The organism is Chryseobacterium sp. CY350, from assembly GCF_027945075.1.
GTDB lineage: Bacteria > Bacteroidota > Bacteroidia > Flavobacteriales > Weeksellaceae > Chryseobacterium.
Genome location: NZ_CP116034.1, coordinates 2,020,456 through 2,039,579 on the forward strand (window position 1 = coordinate 2,020,456; position 19,124 = coordinate 2,039,579).

General features: G+C 34.9%; 18 protein-coding genes. 12 read left to right on the top strand and 6 right to left on the bottom strand.

Going from position 1 to position 19,124, the window contains the following annotated elements; all coding sequences use genetic code 11:
* The first annotated feature begins 47 nt into the window (after nt 1-47).
* Nucleotides 48-563, top strand: coding sequence for a hypothetical protein (locus PGH12_RS09280; RefSeq protein ID WP_267599629.1), 516 nt, complete (start codon nt 48-50; stop codon nt 561-563).
* 159 nt (nt 564-722) lie between these two features.
* A complete protein-coding gene (locus PGH12_RS09285) occupies nt 723-1,313 on the top strand; it encodes a hypothetical protein (RefSeq protein ID WP_267599628.1) in 591 nt (196 codons plus the stop codon).
* Between the two features lie 98 nt (nt 1,314-1,411).
* Here the strand turns inward: PGH12_RS09285 and PGH12_RS09290 are convergent, their stop codons facing one another.
* On the bottom strand, nt 1,412-2,047 hold the full coding sequence (locus PGH12_RS09290; RefSeq protein ID WP_267599627.1) for a peroxiredoxin: 636 nt from the start codon (nt 2,045-2,047) through the stop codon (nt 1,412-1,414).
* 96 nt (nt 2,048-2,143) lie between these two features.
* Here PGH12_RS09290 and PGH12_RS09295 point away from each other — a divergent pair, with 96 nt between their 5' ends.
* A complete protein-coding gene (locus PGH12_RS09295) occupies nt 2,144-3,028 on the top strand; it encodes a mechanosensitive ion channel family protein (protein WP_267599626.1) in 885 nt (294 codons plus the stop codon).
* 73 nt (nt 3,029-3,101) lie between these two features.
* Here the strand turns inward: PGH12_RS09295 and gap are convergent, their stop codons facing one another.
* From gap to PGH12_RS09320, 5 genes are all read right to left on the bottom strand, one after another.
* Nucleotides 3,102-4,112, bottom strand: coding sequence for a type I glyceraldehyde-3-phosphate dehydrogenase (gene gap / locus PGH12_RS09300; protein WP_267599625.1), 1,011 nt, complete (start codon nt 4,110-4,112; stop codon nt 3,102-3,104).
* 30 nt (nt 4,113-4,142) lie between these two features.
* The gene (gene pfkA / locus PGH12_RS09305) at nt 4,143-5,129 is read right to left on the bottom strand and encodes a 6-phosphofructokinase (protein WP_267599624.1); all 987 of its coding nucleotides are present in this window, start codon (nt 5,127-5,129) and stop codon (nt 4,143-4,145) included.
* 155 nt (nt 5,130-5,284) lie between these two features.
* A complete protein-coding gene (locus tag PGH12_RS09310; protein WP_267599623.1) occupies nt 5,285-6,043 on the bottom strand; it encodes a TIGR03915 family putative DNA repair protein in 759 nt (252 codons plus the stop codon).
* 91 nt (nt 6,044-6,134) lie between these two features.
* Nucleotides 6,135-6,566 (bottom strand): hypothetical protein, encoded by a 432-nt coding sequence (locus PGH12_RS09315; protein ID WP_267599622.1) that lies wholly within the window; start codon nt 6,564-6,566, stop codon nt 6,135-6,137.
* Entirely contained in the window at nt 6,566-7,825 is a 1,260-nt protein-coding gene (locus PGH12_RS09320; RefSeq protein WP_267599621.1) for a putative DNA modification/repair radical SAM protein, read from the bottom strand. Before PGH12_RS09320 ends, PGH12_RS09315 begins: the two co-directional genes overlap by 1 nt.
* 196 nt (nt 7,826-8,021) lie before the next feature.
* Here PGH12_RS09320 and PGH12_RS09325 point away from each other — a divergent pair, with 196 nt between their 5' ends.
* From PGH12_RS09325 to recA, 9 genes are all read left to right on the top strand, one after another.
* Nucleotides 8,022-9,350: a hydroxymethylglutaryl-CoA reductase, degradative gene (locus PGH12_RS09325; protein WP_267599620.1), complete on the top strand. Its 1,329-nt coding sequence runs from the start codon at nt 8,022-8,024 to the stop codon at nt 9,348-9,350.
* A 194-nt stretch (nt 9,351-9,544) separates the two neighbouring features.
* Nucleotides 9,545-10,213: a hypothetical protein gene (locus PGH12_RS09330; RefSeq protein ID WP_267599619.1), complete on the top strand. Its 669-nt coding sequence runs from the start codon at nt 9,545-9,547 to the stop codon at nt 10,211-10,213.
* 7 nt (nt 10,214-10,220) lie between these two features.
* A complete protein-coding gene (locus PGH12_RS09335) occupies nt 10,221-10,607 on the top strand; it encodes a DUF423 domain-containing protein (RefSeq protein WP_267599618.1) in 387 nt (128 codons plus the stop codon).
* 205 nt (nt 10,608-10,812) lie between these two features.
* Nucleotides 10,813-12,090, top strand: coding sequence for a chloride channel protein (locus tag PGH12_RS09340; RefSeq protein ID WP_267599617.1), 1,278 nt, complete (start codon nt 10,813-10,815; stop codon nt 12,088-12,090).
* Between the two features lie 327 nt (nt 12,091-12,417).
* Nucleotides 12,418-13,608, top strand: a complete 1,191-nt coding sequence (gene sucC / locus PGH12_RS09345; protein WP_267599616.1) for an ADP-forming succinate--CoA ligase subunit beta — start codon at nt 12,418-12,420, stop codon at nt 13,606-13,608.
* Between the two features lie 234 nt (nt 13,609-13,842).
* The gene (locus PGH12_RS09350) at nt 13,843-14,217 is read left to right on the top strand and encodes a hypothetical protein (protein WP_267599615.1); all 375 of its coding nucleotides are present in this window, start codon (nt 13,843-13,845) and stop codon (nt 14,215-14,217) included.
* 18 nt (nt 14,218-14,235) lie between these two features.
* On the top strand, nt 14,236-16,416 hold the full coding sequence (locus PGH12_RS09355) for a reprolysin-like metallopeptidase (RefSeq protein ID WP_267599614.1): 2,181 nt from the start codon (nt 14,236-14,238) through the stop codon (nt 16,414-16,416).
* A 127-nt stretch (nt 16,417-16,543) separates the two neighbouring features.
* Complete coding sequence (locus PGH12_RS09360; protein ID WP_267599613.1) at nt 16,544-17,740, top strand: oxygenase MpaB family protein; 1,197 nt, start codon at nt 16,544-16,546, stop codon at nt 17,738-17,740.
* A gap of 216 nt (nt 17,741-17,956) precedes the next feature.
* The gene (recA, locus tag PGH12_RS09365) at nt 17,957-18,964 is read left to right on the top strand and encodes a recombinase RecA (RefSeq protein ID WP_267599612.1); all 1,008 of its coding nucleotides are present in this window, start codon (nt 17,957-17,959) and stop codon (nt 18,962-18,964) included.
* Nucleotides 18,965-19,124: the final 160 nt, after the last annotated feature.

Genomic DNA, 19,124 nt, shown 5'->3' on the forward strand with positions numbered 1-19,124 from the left:
ATTTTTGCAACCTCCACTTTTGAGATTTAAAAACAAACTAAAAATTTATGGATAAGATTAAGGATACAAGAAGTTTTATGAGAATCACTCACCGATATTTGGGCTTTTTTATGGCAGGAATCATGGCGATTTATGCGATAAGCGGTGTCTTGCTTATTTACAGAGATACAGATTTCTTGAAGAAAGAAAACAAAATCGACAAAAAAATTGCAGTAAATCTTGGTGAAAAAGAGCTTGGAAAAGAGCTAAAAATCAAAAATTTTGAAATCGAAAAAAAGGAAGGTGATCTCATTAAATTTAAACAAGGGACTTATAATGCGGCGACCGGCCAGGCAAAATATACGAAGAAAGAATTGCCTTTTGTTTTAGATAAAATGACAAAGCTTCACAAATCGCAATCCAAAGACACGTTATCACCGCTTAATGCCTTTTTCGGTTTCTGCTTATTCTTCTTTGTAATTTCAAGCTTCTGGATGTTTAATACCAAAAGTAAAGCCTTCAAGAGAGGAATTAAATTCGCAATCGCCGGGCTAATTATTTCTGTAATTCTAGTTTTTATTTAAATAATACTTCATTATAATTTCAGGTAAATTTTAACATTTAGACTTTAGCCGTTTTACATGATATATTCCCACATAATGGTGGTAGAAACCTTGTGGCACATTTATTGAATTGAACTGCATATCAAAATAATTAACATTAACTTATTAAAATTATAAATTATGAAAAAGCTAATTTTTACAGGAATATTAGCTGTTGCAGGATTGACGGCTACAGCAAATGCACAAATCCAGGAAGGTAACTGGATGGTTGGTAGTAGCTTACTTTCTAGCAACTTTGGATTAAACACAGGTGCAGGATATGATATTAAACTTCAGCCAAGAGCAGCATATTTTATCAAAGATAACGTTGCATTAGGAGGTTATGTTACCTTAGGATTTTCTAAACCAGGTGCAGGTGCATCAACTCAGTTTGATTATGGTGTGGGAGCTTTAGGACGTTACTTTGTATCACCAGGTGAAAAAGGTATTGATAATGTACTTAATCACGGTAGATTCTTCTTAGAAGGTAACTTAGGTGTAGGAGGATTCAATGTTGAAAACGGTATTTCAACTACAGGTTTAGACTTCGGTGTTGGTCCTGGTTATTCTTACTTTATCACTCCAAACATTGGTGTTGAAGGTTTAGTAAAATACAATGGTGTAACAGGTTTCGGTAATGAAGGGTTAACTTCAAGAATCAGTTTCAATGTTGGATTCAGTATTTATTTACCTTCTTCTAAAGCAAAAGCAATTGCTAACGATGTGAAATAATTAAAGATTCATACAATATACAAAAGCGGCTCGGAAAATTTTCCGAGCCGCTTTTTCAATTAAAACTAAACTATATATAATAAATAAAAAATCTAAGCCTACTTAATGGGTTGTGGAGTATATCGCAGATAGGGTTTTATCTCGTTGACGCCTTTGGGAAAAATATTTTTAGCATCTTCAGTCGTTATAGAAGGCGGAACGATCACATCATCACCGTCATTCCAGTTTGCCGGAGTAGCAATTTTATGCGAATCAACCAACTGTAAAGAATCTAAAACTCTTAGAACTTCGTTGAAGTTTCTGCCGGTAGACGCAGGATAAGTAATGATTAATCTTACTTTCTTATCAGGATCTATAATTAACAAAGAGCGTACAGTTGCTGTAAGAGAAGCATTTGGATGAATAAAATCATACAATTCAGAAACCTTTCTATCCTTATCTGCAATGATCGGAAACTGCACATCTGTATTTTGAGTTTCGTTGATATCTTTGATCCAGTTTTTGTGATCTTCTACTCCATCTACACTTAATGCGATAACTTTAGTATTTCTCTGTTCAAAATCTGCTTTCAGTTTTGAAGTGTAGCCCAACTCTGTCGTGCACACCGGAGTATAATCTGCAGGATGTGAGAATAAAATACCCCACGAATCTCCCAAATATTCGTAGAAATCTATATTTCCCACAGTAGAATCTGCTTTAAAATTGGGCGCGGTATCTCCTAATCTTATCGACATATTATTTGTTTTTATTAGTCTACAAATTTAATAGACTTTTTGATACTGGCAAAATTTTTGCTTAACAATTATTTTAAAATTTAAAAAAAACTTCTAATGGAATATGGTTTGAGTTACGTAGACACAGTTTACAAAGTTTTACAAAACTGGTATATTGCTTTCGCACGACTCACTCCGAAGCTTATTGTAGGAATTCTTGTATTTTTCTTTTTTCTTCTTAGTAGCAAATATCTGAGTAAAGTTGCTGTAAAAGTAATGCACAAGCTTTTTCCTAAAAGCAAGAGAGAAGGATCAATATTGACAGTTATTGGTATTTTCCGTTTTATTATTGTCTTGATGGGCTCATTTATCGCTTTGGAAATAATGGGTTTTAGCGGTTTCCTATGGAAATTTATTGGAAGTCTGGGAGTTGCGGGTGTGATTGCCGGAGTTGCTTTAAAAGATTTGGTTTCAAGTATTTTTTCCGGTATGCTGATTGGGATCGATAAAGCCTTCAAAGTTGGAGACTACATTATTATCGGAGGCAATTCTGGAACTGTAATAGAAATAGGATTTCTTACGACAAAAATAATAAGCGACGACGGTAAAAAAGTTTATATCCCGAATCAGGTAATTTTCAATGCTCCCTTCTCAAACATTACAGCTTCACCTCAGCGAAAAATAATCTTAGATTTTGAAATTCCCGCAGATGAAGACATTACAAAAGCACAATCCGGGATTCTAGAAGTCATCAAAAATTTAGACAATATTGACAAAATTGAAAGTTCTGAAGTTATTTTCACTAACTTAAAACAGGGAATCTTTACTTTACAGGCAAAATTCTGGATTGCCGTTGGTGCCAATATGCTTCAGATAAAAAGTGAGGCACTTATGAAAATTAAGAGTCGTCTCGACGAAGACCAAATTCCGCTGCTGACGCCTACAAGTATAAATATTACCAATACTTCAACATCTGATTCGACAAAAGAGGAGTTACAATAATCGACAAAATTTTAATTAAAACATAAAAAAACCTTCCAATCGGAAGGTTTCTATTTTTATAAGCTTATTCAGATTATTTTGTAAGAGAAGAAGCGTGGATCAGCATATCAACCAATTTGTTAGAATAACCCATTTCGTTATCATACCAAGAAACAAGCTTCACAAAGTTTGGAGAAAGCATAATACCTGCATCTTTATCAAAAATTGAAGTTCTCTTATCTCCGATGAAATCCTGAGAAACCACAGCGTCTTCAGTGTATCCAAGAATACCTTTCAATTCACCTTCAGAAGCAGCTTTGATTACAGCACAGATTTCTTCGTAAGAAGCACCTTTTTCAATTCTTACCGTTAAATCTACTACAGAAACGTCAACTGTTGGTACTCTGAAAGACATACCAGTCAATTTTCCGTTCAAGGCAGGAATTACTTTTCCTACTGCTTTTGCAGCACCAGTAGAAGAAGGAATGATGTTATTTAAAGCAGCTCTACCACCTCTCCAGTCTTTCATTGAAGGACCGTCAACCGTTTTTTGAGTTGCTGTTGTAGCGTGTACAGTTGTCATCAAACCTTCCACAATACCGAAGTTATCGTGAATTACTTTAGCCAAAGGAGCTAAACAGTTTGTAGTACAAGAAGCATTTGACAAGATTTTGATATCGTCAGTCAATTCTTTATGGTTTACACCCATTACAAACATTGGAGTATCATCTTTAGAAGGAGCAGAAAGAATTACTTTTTTTGCACCAGCGTTGATGTGAGCAGCAGCACTTTCTTTATCTAAAAATAAACCTGTAGATTCTACAATATAATCTGCACCTACCTCATTCCATTTCAGGTTGTTTGGATCTCTTTCTGCAGTAACTCTGATTTTTTTACCATTTACCACAAGATCATTTCCTTCTACAGAAACTTCTCCCGGGAAAATACCGTGTACAGAATCATATTTTAACATGTAAGCCATGTATTCTGCATTGATAAGGTCATTGATACCAACGACTTCGATGTTGTCTCTTTCAGTCATTGCTCTGAAAACGAGACGACCGATTCTACCAAACCCGTTAATACCTACTTTAATTGTTGACATAATTGTTTTGATTTATTAATTATATAATATTTAGATTGCTAAAATTTCTGAAATCAACAGAAGATCTTTATTGATTTCGTTATGTTTCTTGATGGCGTCTTCAATTGGTGTGTAAACAATTTCGTTGGATCTCATTCCTGCCATCACATTGTTCTCTCCTACCATTAAGCCTGTTACAGCGCCAAAGCCCAGTCTGCTTGCTAAAACTCTGTCTGCACAACTCGGCGAGCCGCCTCTCTGAATATGCCCTAAAATCGCTACTCTGATATCATAATCAGGAAACTCAACTTTAGTTTGCTCAGCCAGTTCGTAAATATTGGCAAGCTTCTCTCCTTCTGCAACAACTACAATACTTGAAGCTTTACCAGTTTTTTCAGCATTTCTGAAATTAGCAAAAAGCTCATCCATACTGTCTTTTTTCTCAGGAATCAAAATATCCAAAGCACCAGTTGCCAAACCGCTGTTCAAAGCAATAAAACCTGCATCACGGCCCATCACTTCAACAAAGAAAACTCTGTTGTGAGAAGTCGCCGTATCACGAATTTTATCAATGGCATCCATCGCGGTATTCAAAGCAGTATCGAAGCCGATGGTATTATCTGTACCGAAAATATCGTTATCAATCGTTCCCGGAACACCAATTACTCGGATTCCAAATTCTTCGTTGAAAATTTTTGCTCCTGTGAACGTTCCGTCTCCTCCGATACATACCAAACCGTCAATTCCGTATTTTACGCAATTGTCATAAGCTTTCTGACGACCTTCTTTGGTTCTGAATTCTTTGGATCTGGCAGATTTTAGAATAGTTCCACCCTGGTTGATTATATTTTTTACAGAACGAGGTCCCATTTTCAGGAAATCATCATTGATAAGACCATTATAGCCTTCTCTCACTCCGTAACACTCGATATTGTAATAATTGGCAGTTCTTACAACCGCTCTTAATGCTGCGTTCATCCCCGGAGAGTCACCTCCCGACGTAAGAACTGCAATTTTTTTTACAGCACTTTCTTTCATCTAATAAAAAATTTCAAACACAAATTTACGAAAACAAGTTCAGATAACGGCAGTATCTTGCCAATACTTTTCATCCTTTACTATCCTGCAATTTTAAATAATGTCTCTAAAATCCCTAAAAATTACATTATGAAATTTTATTGTGCTCTTGTGAATTAGTTTTTTTCAATTAAATATTTCCAGTATCTTTTCGGAACATGCTGAATGTGCAGTTTTAGATTCTTTCGCTCAACAATATTTGTTTTGAAGAAATACCGTTGCCACAGTGTCTGATAATTTTTTTCCTCATCATGAAATTTCTGCTGATATTTGTTCAAATCGATCTTTTCTTCCGGATAAAAGAAATCACAGGTTTCCAGGTCATAAAGAAGTCCATAATTTCTTCTCAGATCGTAAATCATCCATTTCTGATCCTGATATCGGTTTTTAAAATGAGTTCTTATCAAAGGTAAAACATTAAAATCCGGATCAATTTTAGCAAAAAAAACTTCATCCTGCATTTTCTCAAACCGTACAAAAGCCGTCATTCTGTGCCTTTCCCGACTAACCGATTTTGAAATTTTAGCAATCCTCAGAATATCCTGATCTGCATAATTCTGGAGAATATTTTCTTTCGGATATTGCACCGATTGCCTCACTGCAGACAGAATAATTTGTTCTAAATCTGGCTCCTCTGACAAAAAGACTTTCACCAGCTCATGAATGCCCGTCTTCCCTACATTTTCTTCTAATTTATTTAAAACTCTTTCAGATTTTGCTTCCTGCGTGATCACTTCATGAATTTCTGCAAAGATATTTTCCTGATGAAATCTTTCTCTTGAAAAAATTTCTACCTCTTTATACTTATACTCGAAAACTTCGAATATTGCGGTGAAAAGTCCATCGAAACTTCCGTCGTAGAGTATGGTCGTCATTTTGAGTTGGCGGATTTTTGGAGTGAATTGATTTTTCAAGTAAGAATTCTTAGTGAAATTCGTGAAAATATTGTGCTATTTCTCTGTAAAATTATTCTTTATAACAAAACAGTTTTAATTCGTTTTCATCAATTTGAAGATAAAACTGACCAACGTTTTCTATTATCAATTTAATTCTTTCTAAATTTTGGATGTTATTAGAATCAACAATTTTTGGGAAAATCAAATATTCAATTTCTTTATACTCAAGCCAATCATTGAAAGAATTATTCCCTTCAAATCCAGTTTGCCAGTAATCAAATTCAAAAATACTGTCTTTATCTAAATATAACTCTCCAATTCTAACATTTTGGATTTTCTTGAATTGAATTTTCTTAAAATCATCAGCGTTTTCCACAATTGCTTCTATCAGTCGAACCCACTTGGAATTTGACATCAAGTGTTGAGAGAATTGAGCAACAGCTTTTTCAATATCTCTAATTTTCTGTTCATCGTACCTTAAGGCTTTTTTAATTCTCATCATTAGAAAAGTGTCAGCTGCTGCGAAAACTGATCCTGAAATTTAGAAGTACTTCCGCCAATTAAAAGCTTTTTCAAATTTAAATCTGTTAAATGTCTTAGAAAAATATTTCCAGCATTAAAATCTATAAAATATTTTGCTCGGTTTACTGCTGCGCCCAATTTCTTTAAATGGTCGATCGTTAAAACCTGAAAACGTCTCGCGGAAACAATTTTCTTTGCAGTTTTCACTCCAATTCCTGGGATTCTGAGAATCATTTGATAATCTGCACTTTGCAAATTAATCGGAAATTGATCAAGATGTCGCAATGCCCAACTTAATTTCGGATCAACCTCCAAATCCAAAAACGGCATGAGCGGATCTAAAATTTCATCAGCTTTAAAACCATAAAAACGCATCAGCCAATCCGACTGATACAATCTGTTTTCTCTCAACATTGGAACAGCTGTCGTCAAAGCAGGCAATCTGTTATCTTCCAAAACCGGAACATAACCCGAATAATAAACTCTCTTTAGATTATAATTTTTATAAAAATGATCTGCAACTTTGATGATTTGTAAATCATTTTCATTGGTTGCACCCACAATCATCTGCGTAGATTGACCAGCCGGAGCAAACTTCGGAACTTTTCTGAAAATCTTCTTTTCTTCCTTATATTGAGTAATTCCGCTCTGAATATACTTCATAGGATTGAGCATATCTTCACGGTTTTTCTCTGGAGCTAACAACTTCAAACCGCTTTCTGTCGGAATTTCGATATTAATCGACAATCGATCCGCATACAGCGCAGCTTCCTGCATCAGTAGATCACTCGCTCCGGGAATCGATTTTAAATGAATATACCCATTAAAGTTTTCTTCAAGCCTAAGTTTTTTCGCCACCCGCACCAAACGTTCCATCGTGGTGTCGGCATTTTTAAAAATTCCCGAACTCAAAAACAAACCTTCAATATAATTTCTACGATAAAAATTAATCGTTAAATCAACCACTTCTTCTACCGTAAATGCAGCTCTTTTAATATCATTTGAACTACGGGAAACACAGTAAGCACAATCGTAAATACAATGATTTGTCAAAAGAACTTTTAATAAAGAAACACATCGGCCATCTTCGGTGTAGGTATGGCAAATTCCGCTTGCAGAACTGTCACCCAAAGCACCTTTTTTATTCTTCCTCGAACCTCCGCTGGATGAACATGACACGTCATATTTCGCAGCATCAGCAAGAATTTCTAACTTTTCTTTCAGACGGTCAAAATTCATTTATTATAGCTGGAATTTATTATAAACATTTAATTTACTATACAAAACTATGTCCAAAATTGAGAAATATCACTCTTTTTTCAACGAACTTATCCACAATAGGCACAAACAAATTTACTATATTTACCATCATTAATTTATGCGTGAAATCGTAAACGGTCGATTTTACAATTCTTTATCAAAAAATAACTTACCTATGAATCATCAACCGGTAGAAGGTTTTTCTAAATTGACAAAACAGAGAAAAATTGATTGGCTCGTTAATGAATATCTTGAAGGAAATGCAGATTTTCAAAATATACTCAAGCAATATTGGAATGACGATGCAGATCTTCAGAAACTTCATGACGAATTTTCAGAAAATACAATTTCTAATTTCTATATGCCTTACGGAATCGCTCCGAATTTCTTAATCGATGGAAAGCTGTTTGCTCTTCCGATGGCAGTTGAGGAAAGCTCAGTTGTGGCAGCTGCTTCAAAGGCGGCAAAATTCTGGATCGACAAAGGAGGTTTTAAAACAACCATTATTAATACCGAAAAACTTGGGCATACCCATTTTATTTTCGATATTGAATCTCACAAACTTCAGCATTTTTTTAATTTTAAATTAAAGAAAAAACTATTTGAAGCCACAGAAAGCATCACGGCAAACATGCAAAATCGTGGTGGTGGAATTCTAGAAATTAAATTAATTGATAAGACAGCAGAAATGCCGAATTATTATCAACTGAAAGCAAGTTTTGATACTGTAGATTCTATGGGAGCAAACTTTATCAACTCTTGTCTTGAGCAATTTGGGAAAACTTTAAAAGAAGAAATAGCTCTAGAAAAAGACTTTACGCAGGAGGAAAAAGATTCTTTGCAGGTTGTGATGAATATTCTTTCTAATTTTACTCCGGATTGTATCGTGAGAGCGGAAGTTTCCTGTAAAATTGAAGATTTAAAAGACGACAGCGGAATTTCAAACGAAGAATTTGCAAGAAAATTCAAACAGGCAGTAACGATTGCAGAAATTGAACCTTTCCGTGCAACGACTCACAATAAAGGAATTATGAACGGAGTGGATGCTGTTGTAATTGCAACCGGAAACGATTTCCGTGCGACTGAAGCTTGTGCGCACGCGTACGCAGCAAAAGATGGAAAATATTCTTCATTGACGCATTGCACAATTGATAACGGAATTTTTAGATTCTGGATCGATCTTCCGATTTCTGTGGGCGTTGTAGGAGGCTTAACAAATCTTCATCCTTTAGTTAAATTTTCTTTAGCATTACTTGGAAAACCTTCTGCTCAAGAATTAATGAGTATTTTGGCAGTTTCCGGCTTGGCTCAGAATTTCGGAGCGCTGAGATCTTTGGTCACTACAGGAATTCAGAAAGGTCACATGAAAATGCATTTGTTTAATATTTTGAACCAAATGGGTGCGACGGAAGAAGAAAAACAGCATTTTGTGACTTATTTCAAAGATAAGACAGTAAGTCATCATGAGGTAATTAATGAATTGAACAGGTTGAGAAGACAATAATGTTCGGAATTGTTTTAGCCATTTTTATGCTAATTTTTGGGATTTTTCTTAAACTTACCAAAAAACCGCATTTGCTCAAAACAAAAAAAATTACATGGATTTTTATTGCAATCGCAATATATTATTCTCTTTAAAATATTAATCTATAAGATGAAAAACTTTAATTTAATTATAATTTGCAAAAATGTTATGAAATGCAACATCGTTTAATCCTTATCATTTCATCAATCATCTTTTCTTTAAGTTTTCAGAAAATTGACGCACAAAAGAAGAAAAAATTCTTTAATGAAAATATTTTGACGGAAGTGAAAATTATTCAGAAACGCTTTTCAGACAGCGTTGCCCGTTATGATTATAAAAAAGATTCGATTTTATTTAGTTCAAAATATAGACAATTTTATAGTGACAAAATTGATGGACTGAAAAATTTATATGAAAATTTATATGATCAACATAAATTAATAGGAAAATATGATTTTGGCATTTTCATTAAGGATACCGAACCGCCAAAAGAAGACCAGAAGCCGGAAATTTTCACTGAAATAGAAATAAGGGAAATCGTGGATGCTGACCAAATTGAAAATTATCAACAAGTTGACGATTTAAGAAAATCTTTACCCATTAATTTTCCCTTCTATCTTTTTGAGGATGGTGCAGAAGACCTGTACAAATGTATTTTGACTTATATTGTAGATGTGGATGGAAAGTTTAAAAGAATAAGATATAGTGGTAAAAACATAGAGTTTAATTTGATAAGCGCCCTATATCTTTATGCGATTGAAGGTTTTGAAAAGCCACTTTTTTACAACAAAAAACCTCTTGTTCGAAAATTTGCGCAACCAATAACTTTAAATTTACAATAATATAAAAATGAAAACAATTACTTTAATCTTCGGTGCCACTTACGGAATGTTATCCGTTATATTGGGAGCTTTCGGAGCACACGCTTTGAAGAAAATATTATCTGTAGAAAGACTTGAAAGCTTTGAAACCGGAGTAAGATATCAAATGTATGCTGCATTCTTTTTACTGATTGCAGGCTACATTTTAAAATTTGACACTTCATCTCAAAAATGGATTTCCATTTTGATGATTGTAGGAACGATGTTGTTCTCTTTTAGTATGTATGGTTTGAGTTTACAGGACTATTTGGGTGCAAACCTGAAGTTTTTGGGCCCGATTACTCCGCTTGGTGGATTGTTTATGATCTTGAGTTGGCTGTTGCTGATTTTTTATTTTGTGAAGAATAAAATCTAAGAAATCATTTTTAATTTAAACCATTAAGATTTATTAAGAAGTTAAGTATAATTAAGTTGAGCTTCGCTTTGAGTAGAATGCTTAATAAAATCTATTTGACTTTACCTTAATTGCTTAAATCTTCTTAATGGTTCAACAAACGATTTCTATCTTAAAAACAAACACACTTTCAACAAATGATGATCGTAATTTTAAATAAATTAAAATGAAAATCAACAGAAGACGTCGCTTACTACAAACTTTTAATCTCTTAGATCAACCGATTAAATTCAATCCGTTTGTATTCAGCCGTACTTTTTTTATGTGGGCAATCACAGGTTTGGTCGGTGGAATTATCGCCGGATTATATTGGATTGTCTTGGAATATTTCACGGAATTTTTACATCAGTTTCATGGTTGGATGGTCATTCCGACAATGGCGATTTGTGGTTTATTGGCTGGTTTGGTGATTCATTTTATCGGAGATCCGGGAGAAATTCATTTGATCGTTAACAACATCCGATTTAACAAAGGAAAACTGGATCCGAAGAATAATCCGTCGATGATTTTGTCGTCACTTTTTTGTGTGGCATCAGGTGGAAGTTTAGGTCCGGAAGCTCCCTTGGTTCAGGTTACTGGTTCTACAGGAACTTATTTAGGGAAGCTGTTCAGATTGAAAGGTGAAGAATTGCGTTCTCTGAGTATTGCAGGAATGGCTTCAGGTTTTACATCTCTTTTCGGGGCGCCGCTTGGTGGAAGTCTTTTTTCATTAGAAATTCTTCATCACAAACATGCTGTAGAATATTACAAAGCTATTATTCCCGCATTGGTGGCGAGCTGTTTCAGTTATCTGATGTTTGCTTTGATCATTCATTTGGGAATTGGGGCGACATGGGATTTGAAAGCCTATCATTACACGGGAGTTTACGATTTTGCATACGCAACAGCTTTTGGAATGGTAGGAACTTTATTTGGCTGGATTTTTATTTTTGTAGTAAAATTTTCCAAGAGAGTTTTCGAATACAGAAAATTACCGATTTATATCAAAACTTTAACGGGTGGAATTTTATTGGGAATTATTGCGTTTTACTTTCCGTTAACAAGATATTTCGGACACCATGAAGTGAATGAACTGATCAATGGAAACTACACTTTGAATTTTCTAATCATCATTTTAATTTTCAAAATTTTAGCGATTGCCATTACCGTAACATCAGGCTGGAGAGGTGGTTTTATCATTCCTCTTTTCTTTGTAGGAACAACGTTAGGATTAATTATTCATCATTTATTTCCGACAGTTGATACTACTTTAGCGATTGTAAGCTGTATGGCTGCAATCAACGCTTGTGTGACGAGAACGCCGATGAGTACAACGATCATTTTGGGAACATTAACGGGTTTTACGTATTTCGTTCCTATACTTTTTGCAAGTTTAACCGGATATTTTCTGGCTCCTAAAATTCCTTTTATAGTGTCGCAATCGGAGAAATTGTCTGAGGAATAATTTTGAAATTGAACCATTAAGGTTTATTACGAAGTTGAGAATAATTAAGTGAGCTTCGCTTTAAGCAGAACGTCTATAAAAAAATTGATTTGATTTTTCTTAATAAAACTTAACTCCTTAAATCATCTTAATGTTTACAAATAATTAAGTCTAATTTTAATTATACTCAATTTTTATAAAAAACTTCGTTAAAGTTTAAGCTTTAATCATAAGAATATTTAAAAAGACGAATAGACTTTTAATTTTTGTGCTAATAATCTTGGACTTCCGTGTCTTTTTATTAAATTTGTCAACCTTTAAAAATTAAAATATAATAATAAAAATAATATGAATCTTCACGAGTATCAATCAAAAGAGATTTTATCAAAGTACGGAGTAGCAATACAACGTGGTTTCGTTGCTAATAACGTAGACGAAGCTGTAGCTGCTGCTGAAAAACTGGCTGCTGAAACCGGAGCTCAGGCTTGGGTTGTAAAAGCACAAATTCACGCAGGTGGTCGTGGTAAAGGTGGTGGTGTAAAGTTTTCTCCGAACATGGATAAGCTTAAAGAAAACGCTCAGAACATCATCGGAATGCAACTAATCACACCTCAGACTTCTGCTGAAGGTAAATTGGTGAATTCTGTATTGGTAGCAGAGGATGTATATTATCCTGGAGAATCTGAAACTAAAGAATTTTATGTTTCTATTCTTTTAGACAGAGCTGAAGGTAAAAATACAATCGTATATTCTACTGAAGGTGGTATGGACATTGAGCACGTTGCTGAAGTAACTCCTCACTTGATCCACAACGAATTGATCGATCCTACTTTGGGTCTTCAAGGTTTCCAGGCTAGAAAAATTGCTTTCAACCTAGGTCTTGAAGGGAATGCGTTCAAAGAATTTACAAAATTCATCACTTCTTTATATAATGCTTATGTAGGAATTGATGCTTCTTTATTCGAAATCAACCCTGTTTTGAAAACTTCTGACAACAAAATTATCGCTGTAGATGCTAAAGTAACTTTGGATGGTAACTCATTATTCCGTCACAAAGATTTAGCTGAATTAAGAGATACAAGAGAAGAAGATCCGTTAGATGTTGAAGCTGGTGAAGCTGGTCTTAACTTTGTAAAGCTTGACGGTAACGTTGCTTGTATGGTAAACGGAGCTGGTCTTGCAATGGCTACTATGGATATCATCAAATTATCTGGTGGTAACCCTGCAAACTTCCTGGACGTTGGTGGTACTGCTGATGCTGCAAGAGTACAGACTGCTTTTGAAATCATCTTGAGAGATCAAAACGTAAAAGCGATCTTGATCAACATCTTCGGAGGTATCGTAAGATGCGACAGAGTTGCTCAAGGTGTTGTAGACGCTTACCATGCTATGGGAAGCCTTCCGGTTCCATTGATCGTGAGATTGCAAGGAACTAATGCTGTAGAAGCTAAAAGATTAATTGACGAGTCTGGTCTTCCGGTACACTCTGCAATTACTTTAGAAGAAGCTGCAAACAAAGTAAAAGAAGTTTTAGCTTAGTCTGAAATTTTTATATAAATCTAAACCGCTTCATTATTGGAGCGGTTTTTTTATTAAATTTTAATTAAATACTATCCAAGGAATTTTTAGATGAAAAATATTTCATAAAAACGCAGCAGAATCATATTAAAAAGATTTAACTTTACGATAATTAAGTTTTAAATGAAAATTTTTCTTTATTCATATTTCTTTCTGTTTCTGAACTGTCAATCACAGATGGTGAAAAATACTTCTATGCAAAAAGAAGAAATTCCATTTGAAGATTTGCATCACTACTCCTATTCCCTTACAGATAAAGATTTTTTTATCGTAGAAACACAAGATGAAATGGATGAAATCTATTCTATCATCCATAAAAAAAGTGGCGGACGCAGACTCGCACCCATTCCTGCTATATCTAATGATGAAACTTTTATCATCATTAAACCTAAACTAAAAAACACGAATGACGTTTCGGTAGAAAATATGGGTTACGAAAAAGGGGAAATTATTGTTAAAATAAAAGAGTTTAATAATCCTAACATCAATACATCTAGTCGTCAATCACCAAATATTCTTTTGAAATTATTAAAAAAAATTCCTGTACAAAAAATAGTCACCCAATATTAATGTTTAATATATAATAGAATGAAAACAAAATTATTCACTTTTTCCTGTTTGCTTCTCGCAATCGTAAGCTTCGGACAGCAAAATTACTGGTCTAAACTCAGCAGAAATACATCGGATGAACTTAGACCCCGATGGACGACACCAAAAACTTTTTCTCTATATCAGTTAGAGTTAGCGAATATTAAAAATGATCTTAAAAATGCTCCCAAACGCTTTTCAGGTGATGAAAGTCTTATTATGAAATTTCCGGATGCTGATGGAAATACAAGAAATTACATTGTACAGGAAGCGTCAATCATGGAGCCGGCCTTACAGGCACAATTCCCGGATATGAGAACCTACGTTGGCTGGCAGCAGGGTAACAAATTAAATACGATTCGTTTTAGCGTAACACCACAAACCGGGATCAGCATTATGTATTTCGATGGCTGGGAGGTCAGTTATCTGGATAGCTACACAAAGAACAATTCATCATTTATTCTTTATAAAAGAAAAGATTTGCCTGCGAATGACCGTCTGTTTGAATGTCATGTAGAAGATGCTTTAGATAAAAATATTAATTTAGATAATGCCTCAAAAGCACCTTTGGTTTCAGATGGCTTTTTGCGCACATATCGTATTGCTTTGTCAGCGACAGGAGAATACACTACTTTTCATGGAGGAACCGTTCCTTCGGCAATGGCAGCAATGGTAACTACGATGACCAGAGTGAACGGTATTTATGAGAAGACGATCTCTACCACAATGGTGATGGTTGCTAATAACAGCTCGCTTATCTATGTAAACGCCGCAACCGACCCATTCACCAATGGTGCACCCGGCACGATGATCATTCAAAACCAATCCAATACTACAACTATAATTGGATCTGCGAATTATGACATCGGTCATGTTTTCGGAACCAATAGTGGTGGTTTAGCTGGTTTAGGAGTTGTTTGTATCAGCGCGCAAAAAGCGAGAGGAGTTACGGGATCCGGCGCACCAATCGGCGACCCTTTTGATATTGATTACGTAGCTCACGAAGTTGGTCATCAGTTTGGGGCAAATCACACGTTCAGAAATTGTGGTGGTAATGAGAATAGCTCAACAGCCTATGAGCCTGGCAGTGGATCTACTATTATGGCGTACGCTGGTATTTGTGGATCTGCGCTTAATGTTCAAAACCTCAGCAGCCCGTACTTTCATGCTGCAAGTGTTGTAGAAATGAATAATGTAATCAAGAGAGCAAGTGACTGCTCGGTAAGAATATCTAACAATAATGGAGTTCCTACAGCAGATGCAGGTGCCGATTATATCATCCCGAAAGGTACAGCATTTGTGCTAACAGGTACAGCAACAGACCCTACAAACGATCCCCTGACCTATCTGTGGGAACAGTATGACAATGCTTTAAACACTCAACCTCCGTCTTCAACAGATCCTATAGGACCTGTATACCGATCGCTTTTGCCATCTACTTCTCCAATGAGATATTTCCCGCATATGACTTCTATTTTAGCGAATAATCTTATTCCAAAGTGGGAAGTAACTCCTGATGTTGCAAGAACGCTGAACTTTTCGCTGCTTGTAAATGATAATAAAATTACAGGAAATCAATCTGCAAACGATGCAATGATGGTTACCGTAACCAGTGATGGTCCTTTTGCAGTAACTTCCCAGCCTACAAATATTTCTTACAGTGCGGCAAATCCCGTTACTGTAACCTGGAATGTTGCAGGAACCAACGCAGGAACGATCAATACCCAAAATGTAACCATCTTACTTTCTAAGGATAACGGATTAACCTTCAATACTGTTCTTGCTGCAAGCGTTGCGAATAACGGTTCTGCTGTGGTTAATTTACCAAATGAAAATATTGCATCAGCAAGAATCATGGTAAAAGCTGTTGGAAATATTTATTTCGCATTAAATCCTTCATTTTTCTCAGTTACAAGCTTCCTTGGAACTTCAGAAACAAAAGAAACCGGATTTTCTATCTTCCCTAATCCTGCAAAAGATGAAGTTAATGTAAGGATGAAAAATCAATCTGATTCAGGCAAATATTCAATATATGATATGTCTGGAAAATTGATAAATTCCGGAGATATAAAAGGTGATACTAAAATACGAACAGATGCATTTTTGACGGGAACTTATATCATCACAATCAATCTGAAAAATGGTGAAATCTATAATGAAAAACTGATCATTAAAAAATAATCTTCAATTTTCACATTAAATTACAAACCTGCTGTACCACTACAGCAGTTTTTTTATTTTTAAAAATCATAATATATAATTTGAAGCAGTAATTTTTTCGGCTTAAATCTTGTACTTTTATCACTTTATGGAAAGGATAATTTTACAGCCGCGATTTAAAGACTTAAAACATTTCAAAGATTTCTGGACAACAGGAAACGGAAAACAGCTGACCGATTTTTCTGGCGCAGAAGTGAGTTTTAAAGATTTTGAAAAATTTTCAAAGTACTTTTATCACGTAGATGAGATTGGTGACGAAGTTGTAAAAGAGGTCTACTTTGCTAAAAAATACAGTGAGGCATCTAGAGAAATTGAAAAGTATATCCGCAACGGAGTTTCAGATCAAGACGAAGTTCCAGAAAGTGTGAGAAATCTATTTAAGCAGACACAGGCAATTCCAGATTGGCTAGATGAAAATTTATTAAAAACGGGAGCTGAACTTTGCATGCGCTGCAATTTAGATTCTCTTATTTCGCTTCGAGACTACTGTCTTATGGGTGGTTACGATTTTGCCTATCTTAATAAACCGCTCATCGTCACAGAAGCACTAAAAAAAGGTGCCGTAAAAAGACTTTCAGAAACTCTAGATTTTTGGGTCAATGTAACAAGATACGATGCTCTTGAAATTCATAAAAAAGGATATGAGTTTGCTATCAAAACCAGACTCATCCACTCGTATGCGAGACTTTCTATTAAAAAACATTACAAAAACTGGGATACTGAAAATTGGGGCGATCCTATCAATTCCTGGGATATGATGGCTACTTATATAGGTTTTAGTCTTGTTTTTCTGCACAGCCTTCACAAATTGGGAAACACAATTTCGGAAGAAGAAGAAAAAGGTCATTTTCACCTTTGGAAATACGTTGGTTATCTTTTGGGAATTCCAGAAAAACTCTTACCTGAAAATAAAAAACAGGCAACCGAATATTTTTACTTATGGACTTCTATTCAGCCATCTTCGGATGAAGATTCTGTTTTATTAGCACATTCTTTACTTAATGAATCTCTGGAAAACCCGATACTTAAATTTAATTTCCAGAGAAAAAATCTGAGATATTTACACATTTGCTGTACCTGGTATCTTCTTGATGATGAAGTCTGCAAAAGACTTAAAATTCCGGAAGTACCTTTGAGCAAAAGCTTTCCTTTAATAAAGAAATCTTTAAACAAAATTTACGACAATACCGTTAGCAGAGAAAACCGTATAAAAAAAGGAAATAAAGATCAAATGAAAGTATTAGAAGATTATTTGAAGATTACTCAAAACTCTAATTTTCATTAATGAATGTCATATTCCACATATGTAGTTTTTATGATTAGAATGCAACATTACAAATAATTTATCATCAAAAATAATCTACTTATCTTTAGTTCTGAAATGTAGTTTCAATGCCATAAATTTTATCATTTTTTTAACGTAAAATGACATTCCAAATAACAAAAAATATTAGATTATAATCTTAAAATTCCGTATTTTTGATAAATTATTTAATACGATATGAGTAACATTGAAGATAAGAAAAAAGCACTGGCTTTGGTGCTTGATAAACTAGATAAAACATACGGAAAAGGAACGGTAATGACTTTGGGTGATAGTGCGATTGACACTAATATCGAAGTGATTCCTTCAGGATCTTTAGGATTAGATATTGCGTTGGGCGTTGGTGGTTATCCGAGAGGAAGAATCATTGAAATCTACGGACCTGAATCATCCGGTAAGACAACTTTAACTTTACATGCAATTGCAGAAGCTCAAAAAGCGGGAGGAATTGCAGCTTTCATCGATGCCGAGCATGCATTCGATCGAGGTTATGCAGGAAAGTTAGGAATTGATCTTGAGAATTTGATTATTTCTCAGCCCGATAATGGTGAACAGGCATTGGAAATTGCTGACAACCTTATTCGTTCGGGTGCTATTGATATTGTAGTAATTGACTCTGTTGCAGCATTAACTCCAAAAGCTGAAATTGAAGGCGAAATGGGAGATTCTAAAATGGGTCTTCACGCAAGATTGATGTCTCAGGCTTTAAGAAAATTAACTGCGACTATTTCGAGAACGAAATGTACGGTGATCTTCATTAACCAGTTAAGAGAAAAGATTGGCGTAATGTTCGGAAATCCTGAAACCACAACGGGTGGTAATGCCCTGAAATTTTACGCTTCTGTGAGAGTTGACATCAGAAAAGCAAGTGCACCGATCAAAAACGGTGACGAAGCTGTGGGAAGCCGCGTGAAGGTTAAAATTGTAAAAAACAAAGTTGCTCCACCTTTCAAAATGGCAGAATTTGATATTATGTACGGTGAAGGAGTTTCTAAAACCGGAGAAATCTTAGATACTGCTGTTGATATGGGAATTGTGAAGAAAAGCGGTTCTTGGTTCAGTTATGGTGAAACAAAACTTGGTCAGGGACGAGACGGCGTAAGAGATTTGTTGAAAGACAATCCTGAATTAGCTGAAGAGCTTGAAAACAAAGTAAAAGAAGAAATTATTAACAACAAAAAATAATTTCAATTTCTGAAATAAAATAGAAAGACAGCTTTTTGAGCTGTCTTTTTTTTATCTTAATCACGCATTTAAGAATAATTTTATTATTACTGATTTTCATTAAACCGTTACTAATTTTTATCATTCTGCCATTACAACCGTCCTACAATATTCTTCAACA